The 17,837-nt window shown below is 71.1% G+C and carries 14 protein-coding genes; 3 read left to right on the top strand and 11 right to left on the bottom strand.

Translation table 11 applies throughout. The features are described from left to right. Positions 1 to 734: 734 nt before the first annotated feature. The 6 genes from ABZS66_RS52690 to ABZS66_RS52665 all read right to left on the bottom strand — a co-directional run bounded on the left by ABZS66_RS52690 (position 735) and on the right by ABZS66_RS52665 (position 7,360). On the bottom strand, positions 735 to 1,964 hold the full coding sequence (locus ABZS66_RS52690; RefSeq protein WP_354770964.1) for a glutamate mutase L: 1,230 nt from the start codon (positions 1,962 to 1,964) through the stop codon (positions 735 to 737). Continuing rightward, a complete protein-coding gene (locus tag ABZS66_RS52685; RefSeq protein WP_354770962.1) occupies positions 1,961 to 2,347 on the bottom strand; it encodes a hotdog domain-containing protein in 387 nt (128 codons plus the stop codon). The genes ABZS66_RS52690 and ABZS66_RS52685 overlap by 4 nt, the downstream gene beginning before the upstream one ends. Beyond that, a complete protein-coding gene (locus tag ABZS66_RS52680; RefSeq protein WP_354770960.1) occupies positions 2,344 to 3,075 on the bottom strand; it encodes an OAM dimerization domain-containing protein in 732 nt (243 codons plus the stop codon). The genes ABZS66_RS52685 and ABZS66_RS52680 overlap by 4 nt, the downstream gene beginning before the upstream one ends. A gap of 82 nt (positions 3,076 to 3,157) precedes the next feature. Continuing rightward, positions 3,158 to 4,705, bottom strand: a complete 1,548-nt coding sequence (locus ABZS66_RS52675) for a lysine 5,6-aminomutase subunit alpha (protein WP_354770958.1) — start codon at positions 4,703 to 4,705, stop codon at positions 3,158 to 3,160. Between the two features lie 13 nt (positions 4,706 to 4,718). Next, a complete protein-coding gene (locus tag ABZS66_RS52670) occupies positions 4,719 to 6,221 on the bottom strand; it encodes an amidohydrolase family protein (RefSeq protein WP_354770956.1) in 1,503 nt (500 codons plus the stop codon). Continuing rightward, positions 6,218 to 7,360, bottom strand: a complete 1,143-nt coding sequence (locus tag ABZS66_RS52665; protein WP_354770954.1) for a zinc-binding alcohol dehydrogenase — start codon at positions 7,358 to 7,360, stop codon at positions 6,218 to 6,220. The genes ABZS66_RS52670 and ABZS66_RS52665 overlap by 4 nt, the downstream gene beginning before the upstream one ends. A 259-nt stretch (positions 7,361 to 7,619) precedes the next feature. On the opposite strand from ABZS66_RS52665, the gene ABZS66_RS52660 reads away from it, so the two are divergent. After that, positions 7,620 to 8,954, top strand: coding sequence for a lysine 2,3-aminomutase (locus ABZS66_RS52660; RefSeq protein WP_354770952.1), 1,335 nt, complete (start codon positions 7,620 to 7,622; stop codon positions 8,952 to 8,954). A gap of 488 nt (positions 8,955 to 9,442) precedes the next feature. On the opposite strand, the gene ABZS66_RS52655 is transcribed toward ABZS66_RS52660, so the two are convergent. The 5 genes from ABZS66_RS52655 to ABZS66_RS52635 all read right to left on the bottom strand — a co-directional run bounded on the left by ABZS66_RS52655 (position 9,443) and on the right by ABZS66_RS52635 (position 14,784). Beyond that, complete coding sequence (locus ABZS66_RS52655; protein WP_354770950.1) at positions 9,443 to 10,630, bottom strand: ROK family protein; 1,188 nt, start codon at positions 10,628 to 10,630, stop codon at positions 9,443 to 9,445. A gap of 47 nt (positions 10,631 to 10,677) precedes the next feature. Then, positions 10,678 to 11,937: an ABC transporter permease gene (locus ABZS66_RS52650; protein WP_354770948.1), complete on the bottom strand. Its 1,260-nt coding sequence runs from the start codon at positions 11,935 to 11,937 to the stop codon at positions 10,678 to 10,680. Continuing rightward, entirely contained in the window at positions 11,934 to 12,707 is a 774-nt protein-coding gene (locus ABZS66_RS52645; protein WP_354770946.1) for an ATP-binding cassette domain-containing protein, read from the bottom strand. The genes ABZS66_RS52650 and ABZS66_RS52645 overlap by 4 nt, the downstream gene beginning before the upstream one ends. A gap of 125 nt (positions 12,708 to 12,832) precedes the next feature. Continuing rightward, positions 12,833 to 13,930, bottom strand: a complete 1,098-nt coding sequence (locus ABZS66_RS52640; protein ID WP_354770944.1) for a substrate-binding domain-containing protein — start codon at positions 13,928 to 13,930, stop codon at positions 12,833 to 12,835. A gap of 299 nt (positions 13,931 to 14,229) precedes the next feature. Continuing rightward, positions 14,230 to 14,784, bottom strand: coding sequence for a L,D-transpeptidase family protein (locus ABZS66_RS52635; protein WP_354770942.1), 555 nt, complete (start codon positions 14,782 to 14,784; stop codon positions 14,230 to 14,232). Positions 14,785 to 14,851: 67 nt separating this feature from the next. Here ABZS66_RS52635 and ABZS66_RS52630 point away from each other — a divergent pair, with 67 nt between their 5' ends. Both ABZS66_RS52630 and ABZS66_RS52625 read left to right on the top strand, forming a co-directional pair. Further along, on the top strand, positions 14,852 to 15,841 hold the full coding sequence (locus tag ABZS66_RS52630) for a M15 family metallopeptidase (protein ID WP_354770940.1): 990 nt from the start codon (positions 14,852 to 14,854) through the stop codon (positions 15,839 to 15,841). A gap of 88 nt (positions 15,842 to 15,929) precedes the next feature. Then, entirely contained in the window at positions 15,930 to 17,450 is a 1,521-nt protein-coding gene (locus ABZS66_RS52625) for a PQQ-binding-like beta-propeller repeat protein (RefSeq protein WP_354770938.1), read from the top strand. The last annotated feature ends 387 nt before the right edge of the window (positions 17,451 to 17,837 follow it).

Genomic DNA, 17,837 nt, shown 5'->3' with positions numbered 1-17,837 from the left:
AACCTGCTCCACGCTGAGCACACCAGCCATACGCGCACGCTACTCCGTCACCGATGACATCGTTCCTTCGGGCGACCCGCGGTCACCCGGGTATTTGCCGTGCGGCGCCAATTATGCGGGCTATGTCGCCTGGAAGTGGAATCGACAGGTCGCGGCGGCGGGTGCCGGTGCCGGGCTGTGGCCGCCTCGTGTCCGGACCGCAACCTGCCGACCCGTAACCCATCGGGCCGGTGACCTGCGAAGAGCCGACGGTCACCCGGGCGGGTGAGCCGACGTGGAAGTTGCGGGCGGCGTGGTACGCGGGCGGTACGCCACCCGGGCCCTCAGCTGAATTCGGGGCGCGACCGAAGTCGCGCCCCGCGCTCCCAGGCCCGTTGTCCGGCCGGTGCGGCAGTGACGTTCGTGCGCGGCCTTCGTTCCGGCTCGGCGCCGGGCTGGCTGCCCGTGGCGTGCCGTTGTCTACTGGTCGCGTGAGCCCCCCTGCCCTGACACCGGTGGATGACCGGTTCGCGGCCCCCGCCGACCCCCGCCCGCTGGACCTGGCGGCGTCTCACCGGTTGGTGTGGACGTCCGGCCAGCTGACGTTGGGGAGAAGCGAACCGCGGTCATCCTTCCCGAAGTAGGACGCAGAGACGGTACGCGCACGCTCGGGGGGACTGTCAACCGCCCCCCGGGGTTGAATTCCGGGGCCGCGGCGTGTCGTGCCGCGTGTCGGACCCGTTTCACCCTGCCGGTCACGGTCCGTGCAGGTGCCGTCGCAGGAGCTCGGCGGCGGCGTCCGGGTGGTCGGCGGCGAGGAGCCCGGCCGGTGCGAGGACGTAGTCGCGGTCGACGGCGACGTGGGGTGCCCGGGGCAGCGCCCACCCGCCGGGGTGGTCGTGGAGGGTCGGTGTGAGCGCCGCGGCGGCGGCGCGCGGTTCAGCATGCCGGAAGACCCCGCCGGACGCCACCACCGACACGACGTTCCGCAGATCCCGTCCCGCGCGGGCGTGACGCCGCACCGCGACGGTGCACGCGAGCGCCGCCAGCCCGAGCGGCCCGAGGCCCCGGATGTCCGAAATGTTGGGAGCGATGCGCTCGGCGGCGGCCGCGGCGACGATCCCGTCCACGTTCCAGCGCACCCCCAGGTCACCCTCGACGGTCCGGGCCCGCCACAGCGTCCCCGCCACCGCCGTACCCGCGGTCTCGTCCGGGACGAGCGCCGAGTACACGTCGGTGGTGGCGCCGCCGACGTCGACGACGAGGAGGTCCCCGGGCAGCTGGTCCGCGTACAGCCCGACCCCGGTGAGGACGGCGTCGGGGGTGGCGGCGGCGACGAGCCGGGCGAAGCGGGTGCCGCGGGAGAGGCGTTTACCGCCGATGACGTGCCGCAGGAACACGTCCCGGATCGCGGCGCGGGCCGGGCCGGGGTCGAGGACACCGATGCGGGGCAGGACGTTGCCGGTGGCGGCGACGGGCAGGCCGCGGCCGGTGAGCAGCGCGGTGACCTCGTCGCGGGCGTCGGCGTTGCCGGCCACGACGACCGGGACCCGCCACCGGGCCGCGGCGAGACGGCGGGCGTTGTGCAGCAGCGTGTCGGGGTCACCGCCGTCGGTGCCGCCCACGAGCAGCAGCACGTCGGGCCGGGCGGCACGGACGGTCCGCAGCCCGTCGGGGGTCTGCCGGCCGGCGGCGACGTGCACGACCCGGGCACCCGCGGACAGGGCGACGCGGTGGGCGGCGTCGGCGGAGACGAGGGCCTCCTGCCCGATGACGGCGAGCCGCAGCCCGCCCCCGGCCGACGAGCAGCAGTACACCCGCTCCACCGGCCCGCACCCGGCCAGCAGCGCGTCGACGCCGTCCAGCACGTCGGACCCGATGGTCGTCGGGTGGCTGGCGGAGGCGACGAGCGTCCCGTCACCGACATCGACGACGGCGAGTTTCGTGTCGGTCGACCCGACATCCAGACAGGCGACCAGCATCAACGCGCGGGCACGACGACGGTGCCGGTCGCCGACGTCGCCAGGACCGGCGGGTCGAGCACCTCAGCCGCCGACGCGGAGACCGACGGGGTGCCCCGGCACACCACGTGGCAGGTGAACTCGATCGTCCGGGACCGGTTCCCGACCCGGGTCACGACGGCGGTCACCTCGACCACGTCACCCGCCCGCACGGGCGCGTGGAACGTGACACCGGAGTAGCCGGCGAACAGACCCTCGTCACCGTCGGTGCGGATGCACACCTCGGTGGCGACGTCACCGAACAGGGCGAGGCTGTAGGCGCCGTCCACGAGGTTCCCGGCGTAGTGGGCGTGCGAGTACGGCACGTACCGCCGGTGCACCACCCGCGTCCCGACCTTGTCACTCATCGCGCACCGACCGCATGCACGAGGTACGACGCGACCTCGCGGGGTGTCGTACCCCGGCCGAAGATCCGGTCCACGCCGAGCTCGGGGGCCATCAGCTCGTCGAAGCGGGGCCCGCCGACGACGAGCAGGGGCCGGCGGGCGGCGGGGAACGCCTCCCGGAACGCCGCCGACATCTCACGCGTGTTGTGCAGGTGCGCGTCGCGCTGGGTGACGACCTGCGAGACGAGCACAGCGTCGGCCTTCTCGGCCCGGGCGTGTTCGACGAGGTCGGGGACCGACACCTGGGCGCCGAGGTTCACCACCCGGCACTCCCGGTAGTACTCGAGACCCTTCTCCCCGGCGATCCCTTTGACGTTGAGGATGGCGTCGATGCCGACGGTGTGGGCGTCGGTGCCGATACAGGCGCCCACGACGACGAGCTTGCGCCGCAACCGGGCCCGGATCGCCGCGTTGATCTCTTTCGCGGACAGCAGCGGGTAGTCACGCTCGGCGACGACGACCTTGCCCGGTTCGACGAGATGGTTGACCCGCCCGTAGACGACGTAGAAGGTGTGCTGCTCGCCGATGGCGCGGCTGTGCACGACCATCGCCGGGTCGACGCCCATCTTCCCGGCCAGCTGCAGGGCGGCGCCCTCGCCGCGCTTGCCGGCCGGCAGCGGCAACGTGAACGACAGCTGCACCATCCCGTCACCGGTGGTGTCGCCGTAGGGACGCACGACGGTGCTCATTCGCCCTCCGCTCCGCTCCGGTCGCCTGAGCTCCACGCCGAGCCCATGATGAGCGGCCTCCTGCGCTGCGCTCCGGAACCGCTCATGTGGTGCCCTCCAAGATGTCCTGGGCCGGGTTGTAGTAGCCGGGTTCGCGGCGGGCGACACCGTCGAGGCCCTTGCCGCGGTCGGCGGGGCGGCGCATGATCCCGAACGTGCCGTCGGCGATCGCTTCGAGCAGCCCCTCGTCGCGGATCTTCCCCAGCAGGTCGACGGCCTCCCCCAGTACCGTTGCCGCCCGTTCCTGAATGAAGCGCCCCGGGGTGAAGTCCTCGTGCAGGTTGCCCGCCGCCTGCCGCACGTAGTGCACGTTCTGCAGGGCGATGTCCCGGTCCGACAGCCACGGCGTCACGACCGCCTCGGTCATCATCCCCACGAGGAGGATGCCCTGGCCGGTGAGCATCCCGGCAAGGTTGAAGAACCCGTTGAGCAGGTTGCCGCGGAACACGTCGCCGGTCATGTGCTTCGTCGGCGGCATCCACTTCAGCGGCGCGTCCGGGAACAGCTCCCGCGCCAGCAGCGCGTGCGCGAGCTCGAGCCGGAACGACTCGGGCAGGTCGGGGTTGATCTCGAACGCGTGGCCGAGGCCGAGCTGCCAGTCGGCGAGCCCGGCCTCGTGGGCGAAGTACTCGTTGAGCAGCTGCGACACGGTGACGGTGTGGGCGGCGTCGACCGCGTCGGCGGTGGTGAGGTAGTTGTCCTCGCCGGTGTTGATGACGATCCCGGCGCGGGCGTGGATCTGCCGGGAGAACCGTTGGTCGACGAAGGTGCGGATGGGGTTGATGTCGCGGAACAGGATGCCGTACATCGAGTCGTTGAGCATCATGTCGAGCCGCTCGAGGCCGGCGAGGGTCGCGATCTCCGGCATGCACAGCCCGGACGCGTAGTTCGTCAGCCGCACGTACCGGCCGACCTCCCGCGACGTGTCGTCGAGCGCGGCCCGCATGAGCCGGAAGTTCTCCTGGGTGGCGTAGGTGCCGGCGAACCCCTCGCGGGTGGCGCCCTCCGGCACGTAGTCGAGCAGCGACTGGCCGGTGGAGCGGATGACGGCGATGACGTCGGCACCCGCCCGGGCGGCGGCCTGGGCCTGCGGGATGTCCTCGTAGATGTCGCCGGTGGCGACGATGAGATACACCCACGGCGTGCGGGGCGGGTCGCCGTGCCGTCTGACGAGCCGGTCCCGTTCCTTGCGCCGCTGGTCGATCCGCGCGATCCCCGCCCGCACCGCCTTCCGCGCCGCACTCCGGACATTTCCGGTTTTCTCCGGTACCTCGAAGCGAACCGAACCAGCCGCCGCCTTCTGCGCCAGCAACGTCAGATCGGCATGACCCTCCCGGCGCAGCGCATCGAACACCGGCACCGCCACACCGTGACCGAGACCGACCTGCTCCCGCACCGCGTCAACCAGCCGGTTCACCCACGGGATACCGTCCGGGTCAGCGCCACCGACCCCGGCCAACCGCAGCACCGCCCGCTCCACCGACACCGTCGTGTGCTGCCGCGCCAGATCGACAACCGGCTGCCCGGCCGCCGCCGCCAGCCGCCGCGCCTCGGCCACGACCGCGCTGTCGAGCCCGAGTTTCCCGCTCACCGCACCGTTCTCCTCACTGCGTGTGGATCTCCTGCCCGCGCAGGACCGTCGCCCGCGCCGCCGGCGTCACATCCGACGCCAGGACACCCGGCAGGTCGCCGGTCGTGTCCCAGACCGCGAACGTCGCCGACCAGCCCGGGTTCAACACCCCTTCGTCGTCGATCCCGACAGCCCGCCAACCGCCCCGCGTGTGCGCCGCGAACGCCGCCCGCGCCCCGATGCGCTGCACCGGGTTGTGGTGCCGCAGCGCCGCCCGGCACGACCCCCACGGGTCGAGGTCGGTCACCGGCGAGTCCGAACCGAACGCCAGCATCACCCCCACCCCGGCCAGCGAACCGATCGGGTTCGACGCCAGCGACCGCTCGACGCCGAGCCGCTGCGCATACATGCCGCGGTCACCGCCCCACAGCCGGTCGAACGCCGGCTGGACGCTGGCGACCACTCCGAAGTCGACGAGCTGCGCGATGAGCTGCTTGTCCAGCAGCTCGACGTGTTCGATCCGGTGCCGCCCGGCCCGGATCCGGTCGACGCCGACGCGCTGCGCCGCACCCGCGAAACCCCGCAGTACCGTCGCGATCGCCTGGTCGCCGATGGCGTGGAACCCGCCCTGCACACCGTGCCGGGCGCAGCCGACGAGATGCTCCGTCACCTGCTCCGCGGTCAGGTACCCGTGCCCGTGGTCATGGTCACCGTCCTCGTACGCCCGACGCAGGTGCGCGGTACGCGCGCCGAGCGCCCCGTCCGCATACAGGTCACCGGCCGCACCCCGCGCGCCGAGCTCCTTCGCCTTCGCCGCGGCGCCGGCCTCGCCCCACAGCCCGTACACCTCCGGCAGCGTGGGCCCGTGCGACATGGCGGCGACGAAGTCGTCCTCACCGGACGTGCCGGGGCCACCGCACTCGTGCACCGACGCGATCCCCAGGGAGGCGGCCTTCTGGAGTGCGGCGCGCTGGGCGGCGCGGACCTGGTCCATCGTGATGCTGCTGAACGCGGCCTCCCGCACCACGTGGTGCGCGTCACGGCGCAGCCACCCACCCGCGTCGTATCCCGCCGCCTGCCTCGCTTCGTCGGTCAGCAGCTTCGACGAGACGAGCGCGGCATGGACACACGTCCGCGACAGGTAGACGGCCCGGCCACCACCGGCCCGGTCGAGCTCCTGCGCGGTCGGGGTCGTCTGATCGGCCCAGCCGGACTCGTCCCACCCGTGCCCGATGACGACCGCGTCCGGCGCGAGGCCCTGCGCGTGCGCGGCGACCGCGTCGAGGACGTCGGTGGCGGATGTGGTACCTCCGAGGCTGAGCCCCTGCAGGGTGAGCCCCGTGGCGGTGGTGTGCACGTGCGCGTCGACGAACGCCGGGGTCACCAGCGCACCCGCCAGGTCGACGACCCGGTCCGCCCCGGCGGGCGCATCCTGGTCGGGCCCGAGCCAGCCGATCCGGTCACCGTCGACGAGCAGCGCCGTGGCGAAGGGGTCGGCCGGGGTCAGCACCCGGCCACCACGGTAGAGGGTTCTCATGGCGCCCAGTCTGCCAACCGCGCCTCGAACAGCGCTCGCACGCCCGTGTCGGATCGCAGCAGCCGCAGCGCGTACTCGGCGTGGCCAGGCACGTAACCATTCCCGATGATCATCGTCACGTCGGCGGCGAGCCCCTCCGCCCCGAGCGCCGCCGCCGGGAACGACGTCGCCATCGAGAAGAACACGACGGTCCCACCGGCCGCGGTGGCCAGGATCGCCGCATGCTCGCACCCAGGAACGTCGACACACACGACGGTCAGGTCGGCCGCCCCACCCACCACGTCCAGCGCCGTTGCCAGCCCGACCGCGTCGCGGGCATCGGCGACGACCACGTCGTCGGCGAGCCCGGTGGCCTCGAGCCGCTCCCGCTCCGCGCCGTCCCGCACCACACCGACCGTCCGCACGGCGCCCGGGCCGGCGGCGGCGACGTCGCGGGCGGCCGCCAGGGCCAAAGAGCCGCTCTTACCGGCCGCGCCCAGCACCGCGACCCGCACCGGGCGCCGATCCTGCGGTTGTGATGCCTCCTTTACCGGGACGTCCGGCGACGAACCCCGCACCACAACCGCAGGATCGACACGACTCGGAGACGCGAGCATGCCGCGCAGGGTCCTCGCGACCAGCGCCGGGGCGCCGCACACGTCCAGCACCGCGAGGGACAGCTCGGGGTCCAGGTCCTCCGGGAGCACCGCGGCGATCGACCGGGCGAACAGGATCGCATGACCGTCGCACGGGACCTGCTCGGTGCGGCCGTCCCAGCGGACCAGGCCGTCGGCGATCCGCAACGGGGTCAGCGTCAGCGACACCAGCGTCGCGACCCGGTCACCCGGGCGCAGCCCGAGCGGCGACGCCGGGCCGGCCTCCTCGACCGTGCCGATGAGCATGCCACCCGAGCCGGTGACCGGGTTGTGCATCTTGCCGCGCTCCTCGACGATCCCCAGGACCGCCGCGCGGATCTTGTCGCCGTCGCCGGCGTGCTCGCCGACGAGCTGACGGAAGCTCGCCGCGTCGAGGTTGAGCCGCTCGACCCGCACCCGCACCTCGTCGGCGCCGATCGCCGCAGAGGGGTCGAGCCGATACGCCGCCTGGGGCAGCACACCCGCCGGCTCAACCACCCGATGCAACCCGATCGGCGAACCCATTTCCCGCACCACCCAACTATCGCCGCAGAATTTCCGGCACAGTAGCGTGATTGCAGAATATCTTTCAAGCCCTCGCGGTGCCCGCCAACACCCGCCCGGGCCGCCACGCAGCCACCCCGCCGCACCCCGCAGGTCCAGCGCGGCGGGCAGCGTCGCATCGGGAGCGGAACAGTAAAAATTCCGCCGTCGAGGTCGAACTGACGAAGAAATCCCGCTATGGTGCCACTGTTACGAAAGTTTTTCGTCGTGGAGGCCGGACATGCAGCCATACGTCTACCAACGCCGGACCCTCACCGAGCCGGACTGGCGCCGCTTCCCCGGCTGGCACGACGTCACCCGCGACCAGTGGGAATCCGCCCAATGGCAACGCGCCCACTGCATCAAGAACATCGCCCAGCTCAAAGCGCTCATGGGCGACAACATCACCCAGACCTTCTACGACGACCTCGCCGCCGACCAGGCCCACCACGCCACCATGTCCATGCTCATCCCACCCCAGATGATCAACACCATGGTGCCCACCGGCGACCTCACCACCGACGCCCTCTACGCCGACCCCATCCGCCGCTACATGCTCCCCGTCGCCAGCGACCGCCTCACCGACTGGCCCTCCCACCCCTACGCCACCCGCGACTCACTCCACGAACACGACATGTGGGTCGCCGAAGGCCTCACCCACCGCTACCCCACCAAAGTCCTCGCCGAACTCCTCTCCACCTGCCCCCAGTACTGCGGCCACTGCACCCGCATGGACCTCGTCGGCAACTCCACCCCCACCGTCGACAAGCTCCGCCTCACCCTCAAACCCACCGACCGCTACGACGCGATGATCGCCTACCTGCGCGCCCACCCCGGCGTCCGCGACGTCGTCGTCTCCGGCGGCGACGTCGCCAACGTCCCCTGGAAGCACCTCGAGTCCTTCCTCATGCGCCTCCTCGACATCGAGACCGTCCGCGACATCCGCCTCGCCACCAAAGCCCTCATGGGCCTGCCCCAGCACTGGCTGCAGCCCGACGTCGTCGAAGGCCTCGAACGCGTCGCCCGCACCGCCGCCCGCCGCGGCGTCAACCTCGCCATCCACACCCACGTCAACCACGCCCAGTCCCTCACCCCGCTCGTCGCCAGAGCCGCCCAGACCGCCCTCGAGGTCGGCGTCCGCGACGTACGCAACCAGGGCGTCCTCATGCGCGGCGTCAACGCCACCGCCGCCGACCTGCTCGACCTCTGCTTCGCCCTGCAGGGCGAAGCCGGCATCCTGCCGTACTACTTCTACATGTGCGACATGATCCCCAACGCCGAACACTGGCGCGTCGCCGTCTGGCAGGCCCAGCAGCTCCAGCACGACATCATGGGCTACCTGCCCGGGTACGCCACCCCGCGCATCGTCTGCGACGTCCCCTTCGTCGGCAAACGCTGGGTCCACATGATCACCGAGTACGACCGCGAACGCGGCATCAGCTACTGGACCAAGAACTACCGCACCTCCATCGAGCACGACAGCATGGACCTCGACCGCAGCTACCCGTACTACGACCCGATCGACACGCTGCCCGAGACCGGCGCCGACTGGTGGCGAAAAGAGCACGCCGAGTAGGGCGCGCCGCATCCGCCTGGCCGCGCTCCTGCTGCAGGTCAACTCGACCGACGAGGCCGGCGACAACCCCGCCGGCCGGTTCAGCCGCGCCGCCACCAACAAGCCCAACGCCCTCGCCACCGCCGGCCTGCCACCCGCGAGACCGGCACCCTCGCCGAGCTCGCCGCCGCGCGGGCCGGCGCCCGCGCCCGCGGCCTCGGCACGGGTCAGCACGAGCCGCACACCGAGCCGGCCCGCGTCGACATCGCCTTCGACCGCGAGGCCAGACCGTCGCCGTGCTCACCTTCCACTCCCACGACGACCTCGGCCGCTGACGAAACCGTCCTGAGCGGTCCCACACCAAGGAAAAACGGAAGTCTGCCGCGCAGCGGCCGGGCTTGTGCTTTGCAGTGCGGCGTCAGCCGCACCCTCTAAGGCATCCTAGGATGCTAGGAAACGACCTCGGCCCGGCCGCTCAGGCAGGCCAGGCGGGTGGGAGACGCAGCGGGTCAGGCCGGGTCCAGCGGGTCGGCGAAGAGCGGCTCGAACGCCAGCTCAGCCGCGCCCAGCAGCGAGGCGTCGTCGCCGAGCTGCGGCGTGCGCAGCCGGACGTGCTCCCGGCACGCCGGCAGCCCGTTGCGGTTCAACCGGCTGCGGACCTGCGCGGCCGACGCGAGGTACACCTCCCGCAGCGTCCCGCCGAAGATGACCATCTCCGGGTTGAAGATGTTCACCAGGTTGGCCACGCCGAAGCCGAGCCAGTCCCCGACCTGCCGGACGGCCGCCTGGGCGCTGTTGTCGCCGCGGGAGGCGGCGTCGACGACGGCCATGATGCCCTCGCGGCCGGCGGACGGGTTGCGGCCGGCCGCGGCGAGCAGGGCGTGCTCGCCGATCTCGGTCTCCCAGCAGCCGTGCGAGCCGCAGCTGCACGGCTTGCCGACCGGGTTGACCACCATGTGGCCGACCTCGCCGCCGTACCCGCCGTGGCCGGTGACCGGCCGCCCGGCGGCGATGATGCCGCCGCCGACGCCGGCGTCGCCGTACAGGTAGACGACGTTGTCGCAGCCCACGGCCGCGCCACGGGTGTGCTCGGCCAGCGCCGCCAGGTCGGCGTTGTTGCGCACGGCGACCGGGCGGCCGTCGCCGATCACCTCGCCGAGGGCCTCGCCGAGCGGCTGGTCGACCCAGCCGAGCTGCGGGCCGAGGCGGACGTAGCCGTCCTCGCGGCGGACCATCGCCGAGACGGCCGCGCCGCTGCCGATGAGCCGCGCGTCGGCCGGCGCGGCGGCCTGCATCTTGCGCACGAAGTCCGCGATGGGCGCCACGACGGCCGCCGCGTCCTGCTCACCGCGGGGACGGGCGGCCTCGTGCCGGTCGAGCAGGACGCCGCCGAGCCCGACCCGGGCCCCGACGATGCGGTCGACCTCGACGGCGAACGCGTAGACGTACACCTTCTCGGACTCGGGCCGGACGACCAGCGAGGGTCGCCCGGCCCGGCCGCGCTGCTCCTGCGGGACCTCTTCGCTCACCAGGCCGGCGGCGGCGAGGTCCGCGGTCAGCGCCCCAATCGTGCTGCGGTTGAGTCCCAGGCTGTTGGTGAGGTCGGCGCGGGACATGGCGCCGTGGAGGTGCACGGAGCGCAGGAGCGCACCGAGGTTGCTCCGGCGGATCTCCTCCTGGCTGGGACCAACGCGCATGCTCGGCTTTCTCTCCGGGGGCGGGTAACGAGCCTAGCCGCCGGTCGTCAACTCAATCCCGCCGCGGCAGCCCGCCGCCGGGACAGCGCGTCGACGCTCGCCGCGAGCAGCAGGACGACGCCCGTGACGATGAACTTCACGCCCGACTCGTAGCCCAGCAGGCCCATGCCGTTCTCGATGACCGCGACGACCGCGCCGCCGAGGACCGCGTCGAGGACCCGGCCCTTGCCGCCGAAGAGGCTGGTGCCGCCGATGACCGCGGCGCCCACCGCGTACAGCAGGACGTTGCTGCCGCCCGTGTTCGGGTCGACCGACGCGGCGCGCGACGCGGCGATGATGCCGCCGATGGCCGCCATGCCGGAGCAGATGACGAACACGGAGATGCGGATCGCGTCGACGTTGATGCCGGCCCGGCGGGCGGCCTCCTTGTTGCCGCCGACGGCGTAGACGTGCCGGCCGTAGGCGGTGCGGCCGAGCACGAACGTCCACAGCAGCAGGAACACGCCGATGATCAGGACGACCATCGGGACGCCCTTCTGGGAGAACAGCACGTTGCGGCCGCGCTCCAGGTTGAGCACGTAGACGGCGACGCCGAGCAGCACGGCGACCGAGCCGACGCGCAGGGCGATGACCGACATCGGCTCGACCGCCAGGCCCCGCTTGGCCCGGCCCCGGCGCTTCCAGAGGTGGACCGCGAGCAGGCCGAGGACGGTGACGGCGAAGAGGATCCAGCCCTGGACCGGGGTGAACCGGCCGTCGAAGTTGATCTTCTTGATCGTGGGGTCGTCGACGGCGATGATCGTGCCGCCCTTGATGAGCAGCAGCACGGCGCCCTGGAAGGCGAGGAACGCCGCCAGGGTGACGACGAACGACGGGATGCCGAGTTTCGCCACGAGTGTGCCGAGCACGAGGCCGATGACGACACCGGTCACGATGGCGCCGAGGACGGCGACGTACCACGGATAGCCGTGCGTCGTGAGCAGTGTCGCGAGCACGGCGGCGCAGACGCCGCTGGCGAAGCCGGCGGAGAGGTCGATCTCGCCCAGGAGCAGCACGAACACGAGACCCATGGCGATGATCGTGACGGCGGCGCCCTGGGTCAGCAGGTTCGCGAAGTTGGCCTTGCTGAAGAAGACCGGGCGGGCGATCGAGAACACGATCACGAGCACGATGAGGCCGGAGATGGCGGGCAGGGCGCCCATGTCACCGCCGCGCACCTTGCCGAAGTAGCCGCTGACGTAGCTGCCCAGGGTCACCGGCCGGCCGGCGGCCGCCTTCTCCTCCGGGGGCACGGTGGACACGGTCATGCCGCCGCTCCGTTCTGGCGAAGGCCGAGGTCGCCGCTGCGCCCGGCGGTGATGAGTTCGACGACCTGCGAGTGGGTCACGTCGGACGCGCGGACCTCGGCGGCCATCTGGCCGAGGAAGAGCGCGGCGATCCGGTCGGCGACCGCGAACACGTCGTTCATGTTGTGCGAGATGAGCACGACGGCGAGGCCGTTGTCGGCGAGGCGGCGCACGAGCTCGAGCACCTGCGCGGTCTGCGCGACGCCCAGGGCGGCGGTCGGCTCGTCGAGCACGACGACGCGGTTGTTCCAGAGCACGGCCTTGGCGATGGCGACGGTCTGGCGCTGGCCGCCGGAGAGGCTGGAGACGTGCTGGCGCACCGATTTGACGGTGCGGACCGACAGGCCGGCGAGGGTCTCGGCGGCCTTCTGCTCCATCGAGATGTCGTCGAGGACGAGGCCGCTCTTGATCTCCCGGCCGAGGAACATGTTCTGGACGATGTCCAGGTTGTCGCAGAGCGCGAGGTCCTGGTACACGATCTCGAGGCCGAGGGCGGCGGCGTCGCGCGGCCCGTGCACGGTGACGGGCTTGCCGTCGAAGAAATAGTCGCCGGAGTCGATGGAGTAGATCCCGCCGAGGCACTTCACCAGGGTGGACTTTCCGGCTCCGTTGTCGCCGACGAGGGCGGTGACCTGGCCGGCGTAGGCCGAGAAGTCCACGTCACGCAGGACCTGGACCGGTCCGAAGCTCTTGTTGAGCTTCTTCACTTCCAGCAAGGGTGTGTCGGTCACGATGCTCCTTCTCCATGTCCGACTTCTTCGTCTCCGGCGGAAGGGCTGCCGCCGGGGGTGTTCACGGCCGAGGCCCGGCGCCCACAGAGTCGAGGCTGTGGACGCCGGGCTGGTGACGCCGGGTGTTACTTGATACCCGCGGCGGTGCACTTCGCGGCGAAGTCGCCGGTGCACAGCTCGGCAACCGTGACGTAGCCGTCGTCGACGACGTCCTTCACGTTGTCCTTGGTGATGGACTTCGGGGTGAGCAGCACGGCGTCGACGTCGCGCTTGCCCTCGGGGTCGGTCACCTTCTGGGTGGTGGAGCCCTTCTCGCCCTTGGCCAGGCCGATGGCCAGCTTCGCGGCCGCGTCGGCCTCCTGCTTGACAGCCTTGTAGACGGTCATGCACTGGTCACCGTTGAGGATGTTCTGCAGACCCTGGACGGTCGCGTCCTGGCCGGTCACCGGGACCTTGCCGTTGAGGCCCTGCTTCTTGAGCGCGTTGATCGCGGCGTTGCCGAGACCGTCGTTGGCCGCCAGGACACCCGCGATGTTCGGGGTCGAGGTCAGCATCTGCTCGAAGATCGTGCCGGCCTGGGTGTTGTCCCAGTCCGGAACCCACTGGTCCGGGCCCTTGACGTACTCGCCGCTGTCGTACTTGGCCTTGAGCACGCCGTCGTAGCCGGCCTTGAACAGGGTGGCGTTGTTGTCGGTCTGCGAGCCGTTGAGCTCGGCGATGATCGGCTTGGTCGCCTTGAGGTCGGTCAGGCACTTGACCAGGCCCTCGCCCTGCAGCTTGCCGACCGCGGTGTTGTCGAACGACACGTAGTACTGCGCGGAGCCGCCCAGCGTGAGCCGGTCGTAGTCGATCGTCGCGACGCCGGCCGACTTGGCCTTGTCGAGGACGGCCTTACCGGTACCGGAGTCGAGGTTGACGATCATCAGGACGTTGACGCCACCGGTGATCATCTGCTCGGCGATGGTCTGGAACGCGGCCTTGTCGCCCTGCGCGTTCTGGATGTCGGAGTCCACGCCGGCGGCCTTGAAGGCGGCCTCGAGGTACTTGCGGTCCGCCGTCTCCCAGCGGGCCGACGACTTGCTGTCCGGCAGGATGACGCCGATCTTCGGCTTCTTGGCGGTATCGCCGCTGCTGCCGGAGTCCGACGAGTCGTCGCCGCAGGCGGTGAGGCCGCCGGTGGCGAGGACGCCTACCGCCAACAGGGAGAGGATCCCTTTGCGCATTTGCACGGGTCCTTTCGGATATGCGCCTTTGAGGGGCGCGAGGAGGTTCTAGGGCGGAGTCCACCGTCGGGGTGTGTCCGGGACGACGGTGATTGTTGTGTCCGGCAACGTATTCCTCCACGCCCCGTGGACACAAGGCCACCGAGGTCCAGACTTTGTTGTTGCCGGTAACAATTGCGCAACGCGCCGGCAACCGCCCCTGGTGCGCCGATCATTGCCCGCGGGCGTTGCGGAATGGTCACTTTTCGCTACCCTGGCGGGGGTTGTAGCTGCTTTGTGACTTTTGAGCGAGGTGACGCTCAGTAGCGGTTGAGCCGGTCGCTGGGTGCCATGACGATCCTTGGGTTGGCCGCAGGGTCGAGCCAGCGCAGCACCGCGACCAGATGCTCGTTGGCCAGGCTCACACAGCCCAGGGTCGCGTTGCCGGTGCTCTGGTGCAGGAAGATGCCGCTGCCGCGGCCCGGGGTGGCCGGCATGTTGTAGCGGATCACAGCGAGGTGCGTGTATTGCGGGCTGATCTGCCACAGCGGCTCGCTCGGCCCGCCGGGGTTCGGTCCGTGACTGAACGTGTTGTAGCCCGACGTGTCGCTGTTCTCGTTCCACCAGTCGTCGGGGACCAGCCGGTGGTACGCATAACGGACGCCCGGATTGCCCGCGATGCCGTACATCGTGCCGTCGATCGCATACACACCGGTTGGTGTCGTCTTGTCGCCCTCGCGCTTGCTGTCGCTGAAGCCGTTGGACCCGATCCGGGCCGGCATCGCCGCGAACGCCGGCCGCCACGCCCCGCCCGACTTCGTGAAGGCCTGCAGCGTGCCCGACGTCGACGCCATGCCGGGCGTCTTGACGATCACCACCTGGGTGGTGGAGGACGGCAGGGTCCGGAGTCGCGATGCGTCATTTGCGGCAGGTGTACCCGATGTGCCGGCGGGCTTCGGGGCCGTGCTCGCGGGCGCGGCCGTCACGGACGGCGGGGCCGCGGACGGCGACGACGGCGCGGCCGGCACCTCCGCGAGCATCGGCGACGATTCTGCGGACGGCGCCGCGGCGGACGTCGGCGGGCGCTTCGAACACGCGGCCAACGGCATCAGCAGAGCGGCGATGAGCAGCGAGAAGGCGGTCGCGCGACGGATGGGTCGGCGGCGCTGGTCAACCGGCACGGCCCATAGTATCGGCACCATGGCCGTACGTTCCTGGACCGTGCTCGTCGTGGCGGTCGTGTCGCTGCTGACGGCCGCCTGCTCGCCGGGCGGCGAGCGACCGTTGGCGGCCGCCGCCTCCGCCGGCGCGGGCGCTTCGTCGCCGGGCGCGGGCTCTGGCGGTACACCTGCCACATCGACACCTGCCGCGGACACCAGCGAGCCGTTGCCGCCGGCGCTGCGGCAGGCGATGACCGGGGTCTCGTGGCAGCCGGGGTGCCCCGTCGGCCTCGACGACCTGCGGCTGCTCACCATCGCCTACGTCGACTTCGCCGGGGCCGGGCAGCGCGGGCAGCTCGTCGTGCACCAGGCGATCGCGCCGGCCGTGCTGCGGGTCTTCGCCAAGCTGCGCGCCGCGCGGTTCCCGATCCGCAGCATGCAGCTCATCGAGGCGTACGGCGGCAGCGACGACGCGTCGATGGCCGCCGACAACACCTCGGCGTTCAACTGCCGCTCCGTGCCCGGGACCAGCACGTTGTCGAACCACGCCTACGGGCGGGCCATCGACGTCAACACCGTCGAGAACCCGTACCTGCCCAAGGGGAAGATCATGCCGCCGGCCGGCAAGGACTACCTGGACCGGCGCGACGTGCGGCCCGGCATGATCGTCGACGGGGACGTCGTGGTCACCGCGTTCCGGGCCGAGGGCTTCACCTGGGGCGGCGCCTGGCGCAGCGGCGTCGACTACCAGCACTTCGAAAAACCGAAATAGGTGAACTGATAGGTGAGCCGAGGGTTGCAGGACGATGCCGCCGTTCGGAGGAGCTTTTTTGTCGTAGGGTGCCGACATACTGGTCGGCATGTCACGTTCGGGGGCGTTCCGCCTGCTGCTCGCTGGAGCCTTGGTGCTGGTCATCGGTGGCGTTGCCACCACCGCATACGCGTTGCGCCGCGCGCGCTCCGACAGCTCCTCGGCAGCGAACCCCGGCGCCGGCGCGACCACCGCCGCGTCGCCGTCGCCGTCGAAGCCGCCGTTCGTGGGCTGGTCCGACCCCGAGCTCGTCGGCAAGCCGTGGGGCACGAAGGTCAACGGCTTGTTAACGTTCCGCGGCAACCCGACCCGGACGTATTACGGGCAGGGCCCCGTGCCGAAGACCATGCCGGTCCACAAGTGGCAGTATCCGAAGACCGGCGGCATGTGCGCGATGTCCGAGGACAAGGGCAAGACCACGCAGTGGTGCGGCAACGGCTGGACCGGCCAGCCGGCCGTCTTCGAGCGCGACGGGCGCACCTGGGTGGTGTTCGGCGCCTACGACCGCAACATCCACTTCCTCGACGCGGCCACCGGGCAGCAGATCATGCCCGACTTCAAGACCGGCGACATCATCAAGGGCACCGTCACCGTCGACCCCGACGGCTACCCGCTGCTCTACTCCGGCTCCCGCGACAACTACTACCGGGTCATCGCGCTCGACCGTGGCGTGCCGACCGAGCTGTGGAAGCTCTCCGCCAGCGCCGTGAAGCCGACGATGTGGAACGACGACTGGGACGGCTCCGGCCTGATCATCGACGACTACCTGTTCGAGGGCGGCGAGAACAGCCAGTTCCACATCGTGAAGCTCAACCGCGGCTATGACGCCAACGGCAAGGTGACGGTCAACCCGAAGCTGGTGTTCAACACCCCGGGCTGGGACCAGCAGCTGCTCAAGGACTTCGGCGACACCAACGTCTCGATCGAGAACTCGGTCGCCATCTACAAGAACACCGTCTACTTCGCCAACTCCGGCGGCCTGGTCCAGGGCTGGGACATCAGCGGCCTCAAGGAGGGCAAGACCCCGACCCGCACGTTCCGCTTCTGGACCGGCGACGACACCGACGCCTCCATCGTCATCGACGAGGCGGGGTTCCTCTACGTCGGCTCGGAGTACGAGAAGGGCAACGCCCGCTCGAAGGAGGTCGGCCAGATGCTGAAGCTGGACCCGTCGAAGCCCGACAACCCGGTCGTGTGGGCCGTCAAGGACCAGGGCTCGAAGCCGGCCGGCATCTGGGGCACGCCGGCGCTGTACAAGGACATCGCCATCTTCGACACGACGGGCGGCGACGTGATGGGCCTGGACCGCCAGACGGGCGCCGTCCGCTGGAAGTTCCACGTCCCGGGCAACGAGACCTGGCAGTCCCCGGTGGTCGTGGACGACACCCTGTTCATCGGCGACTGCTCGGGCGTCATGCACGCGTACGACGTCGGAGACACCAACGCCCAGCCCAAGCTGCTGTGGGAGCTGAAGATCGGCGGCTGCATCGAGTCGACCCCGGCGGTCTGGAAGGGCGCGATGTACTTCGGCACCCGAGCCGGCGCCGTCCACTCCCTGTCCGTCTCGTAGCGCCCGGCCGCCCCGAGGGACGTAGGCAACGCACACCTGCGTCCCTCGCCTCCGCCTGCCCCGGCGCGGCGCCGACCCACGAACGGGTCGCCGGGGCCGGGCCCGGCCGCCGGCGCGACCAACCCGCCCTTCGGCTACTGAACGTAAGCGTCGGCGGCCGGCCGCCAACCAGCGCCGGGCCGCTGCGCCGCCGTGCCTCGCGGGCGGGTGGGAAGGCCCCGCGGACGCTCCCGCCCGCAACCTCCATGATCACGAAGGATTCTTCCACCCAGGGGTCCCAAAAACTCTTCGTGATCATCGCCAACGGCACCGAGGCAAGTGCGGCCAACACCGGGCACCCACGCACCGCCCGGCGCGGCGCGGGCGGCGCGGCGCGGCGCGGGGCCG

The sequence above is a fragment of the Dactylosporangium sp. NPDC005572 genome (assembly GCF_040605515.1).
Lineage (GTDB): Bacteria > Actinomycetota > Actinomycetes > Mycobacteriales > Micromonosporaceae > Dactylosporangium.
This window is presented reverse-complemented; position numbering and strand designations above follow the sequence as displayed.

What these genes read in the sequence shown, in the direction of transcription:
- ABZS66_RS52685 (WP_354770962.1), bottom strand. Translation starts at nt 2,347, where the DNA reads ATGAGTGACAAGGTCGGGACGCGGGTGGTGCACCGGCGGTACGTGCCG.
- ABZS66_RS52680 (WP_354770960.1), bottom strand. Translation starts at nt 3,075, where the DNA reads ATGAGCACCGTCGTGCGTCCCTACGGCGACACCACCGGTGACGGGATG.
- ABZS66_RS52670 (WP_354770956.1), bottom strand. Translation starts at nt 6,221, where the DNA reads ATGAGAACCCTCTACCGTGGTGGCCGGGTGCTGACCCCGGCCGACCCC.
- ABZS66_RS52665 (WP_354770954.1), bottom strand. Translation starts at nt 7,360, where the DNA reads ATGGGTTCGCCGATCGGGTTGCATCGGGTGGTTGAGCCGGCGGGTGTG.
- ABZS66_RS52660 (WP_354770952.1), top strand. Translation starts at nt 7,620, where the DNA reads ATGCAGCCATACGTCTACCAACGCCGGACCCTCACCGAGCCGGACTGG.
- ABZS66_RS52655 (WP_354770950.1), bottom strand. Translation starts at nt 10,630, where the DNA reads ATGCGCGTTGGTCCCAGCCAGGAGGAGATCCGCCGGAGCAACCTCGGT.
- ABZS66_RS52650 (WP_354770948.1), bottom strand. Translation starts at nt 11,937, where the DNA reads ATGACCGTGTCCACCGTGCCCCCGGAGGAGAAGGCGGCCGCCGGCCGG.
- ABZS66_RS52640 (WP_354770944.1), bottom strand. Translation starts at nt 13,930, where the DNA reads ATGCGCAAAGGGATCCTCTCCCTGTTGGCGGTAGGCGTCCTCGCCACC.
- ABZS66_RS52625 (WP_354770938.1), top strand. Translation starts at nt 15,930, where the DNA reads ATGTCACGTTCGGGGGCGTTCCGCCTGCTGCTCGCTGGAGCCTTGGTG.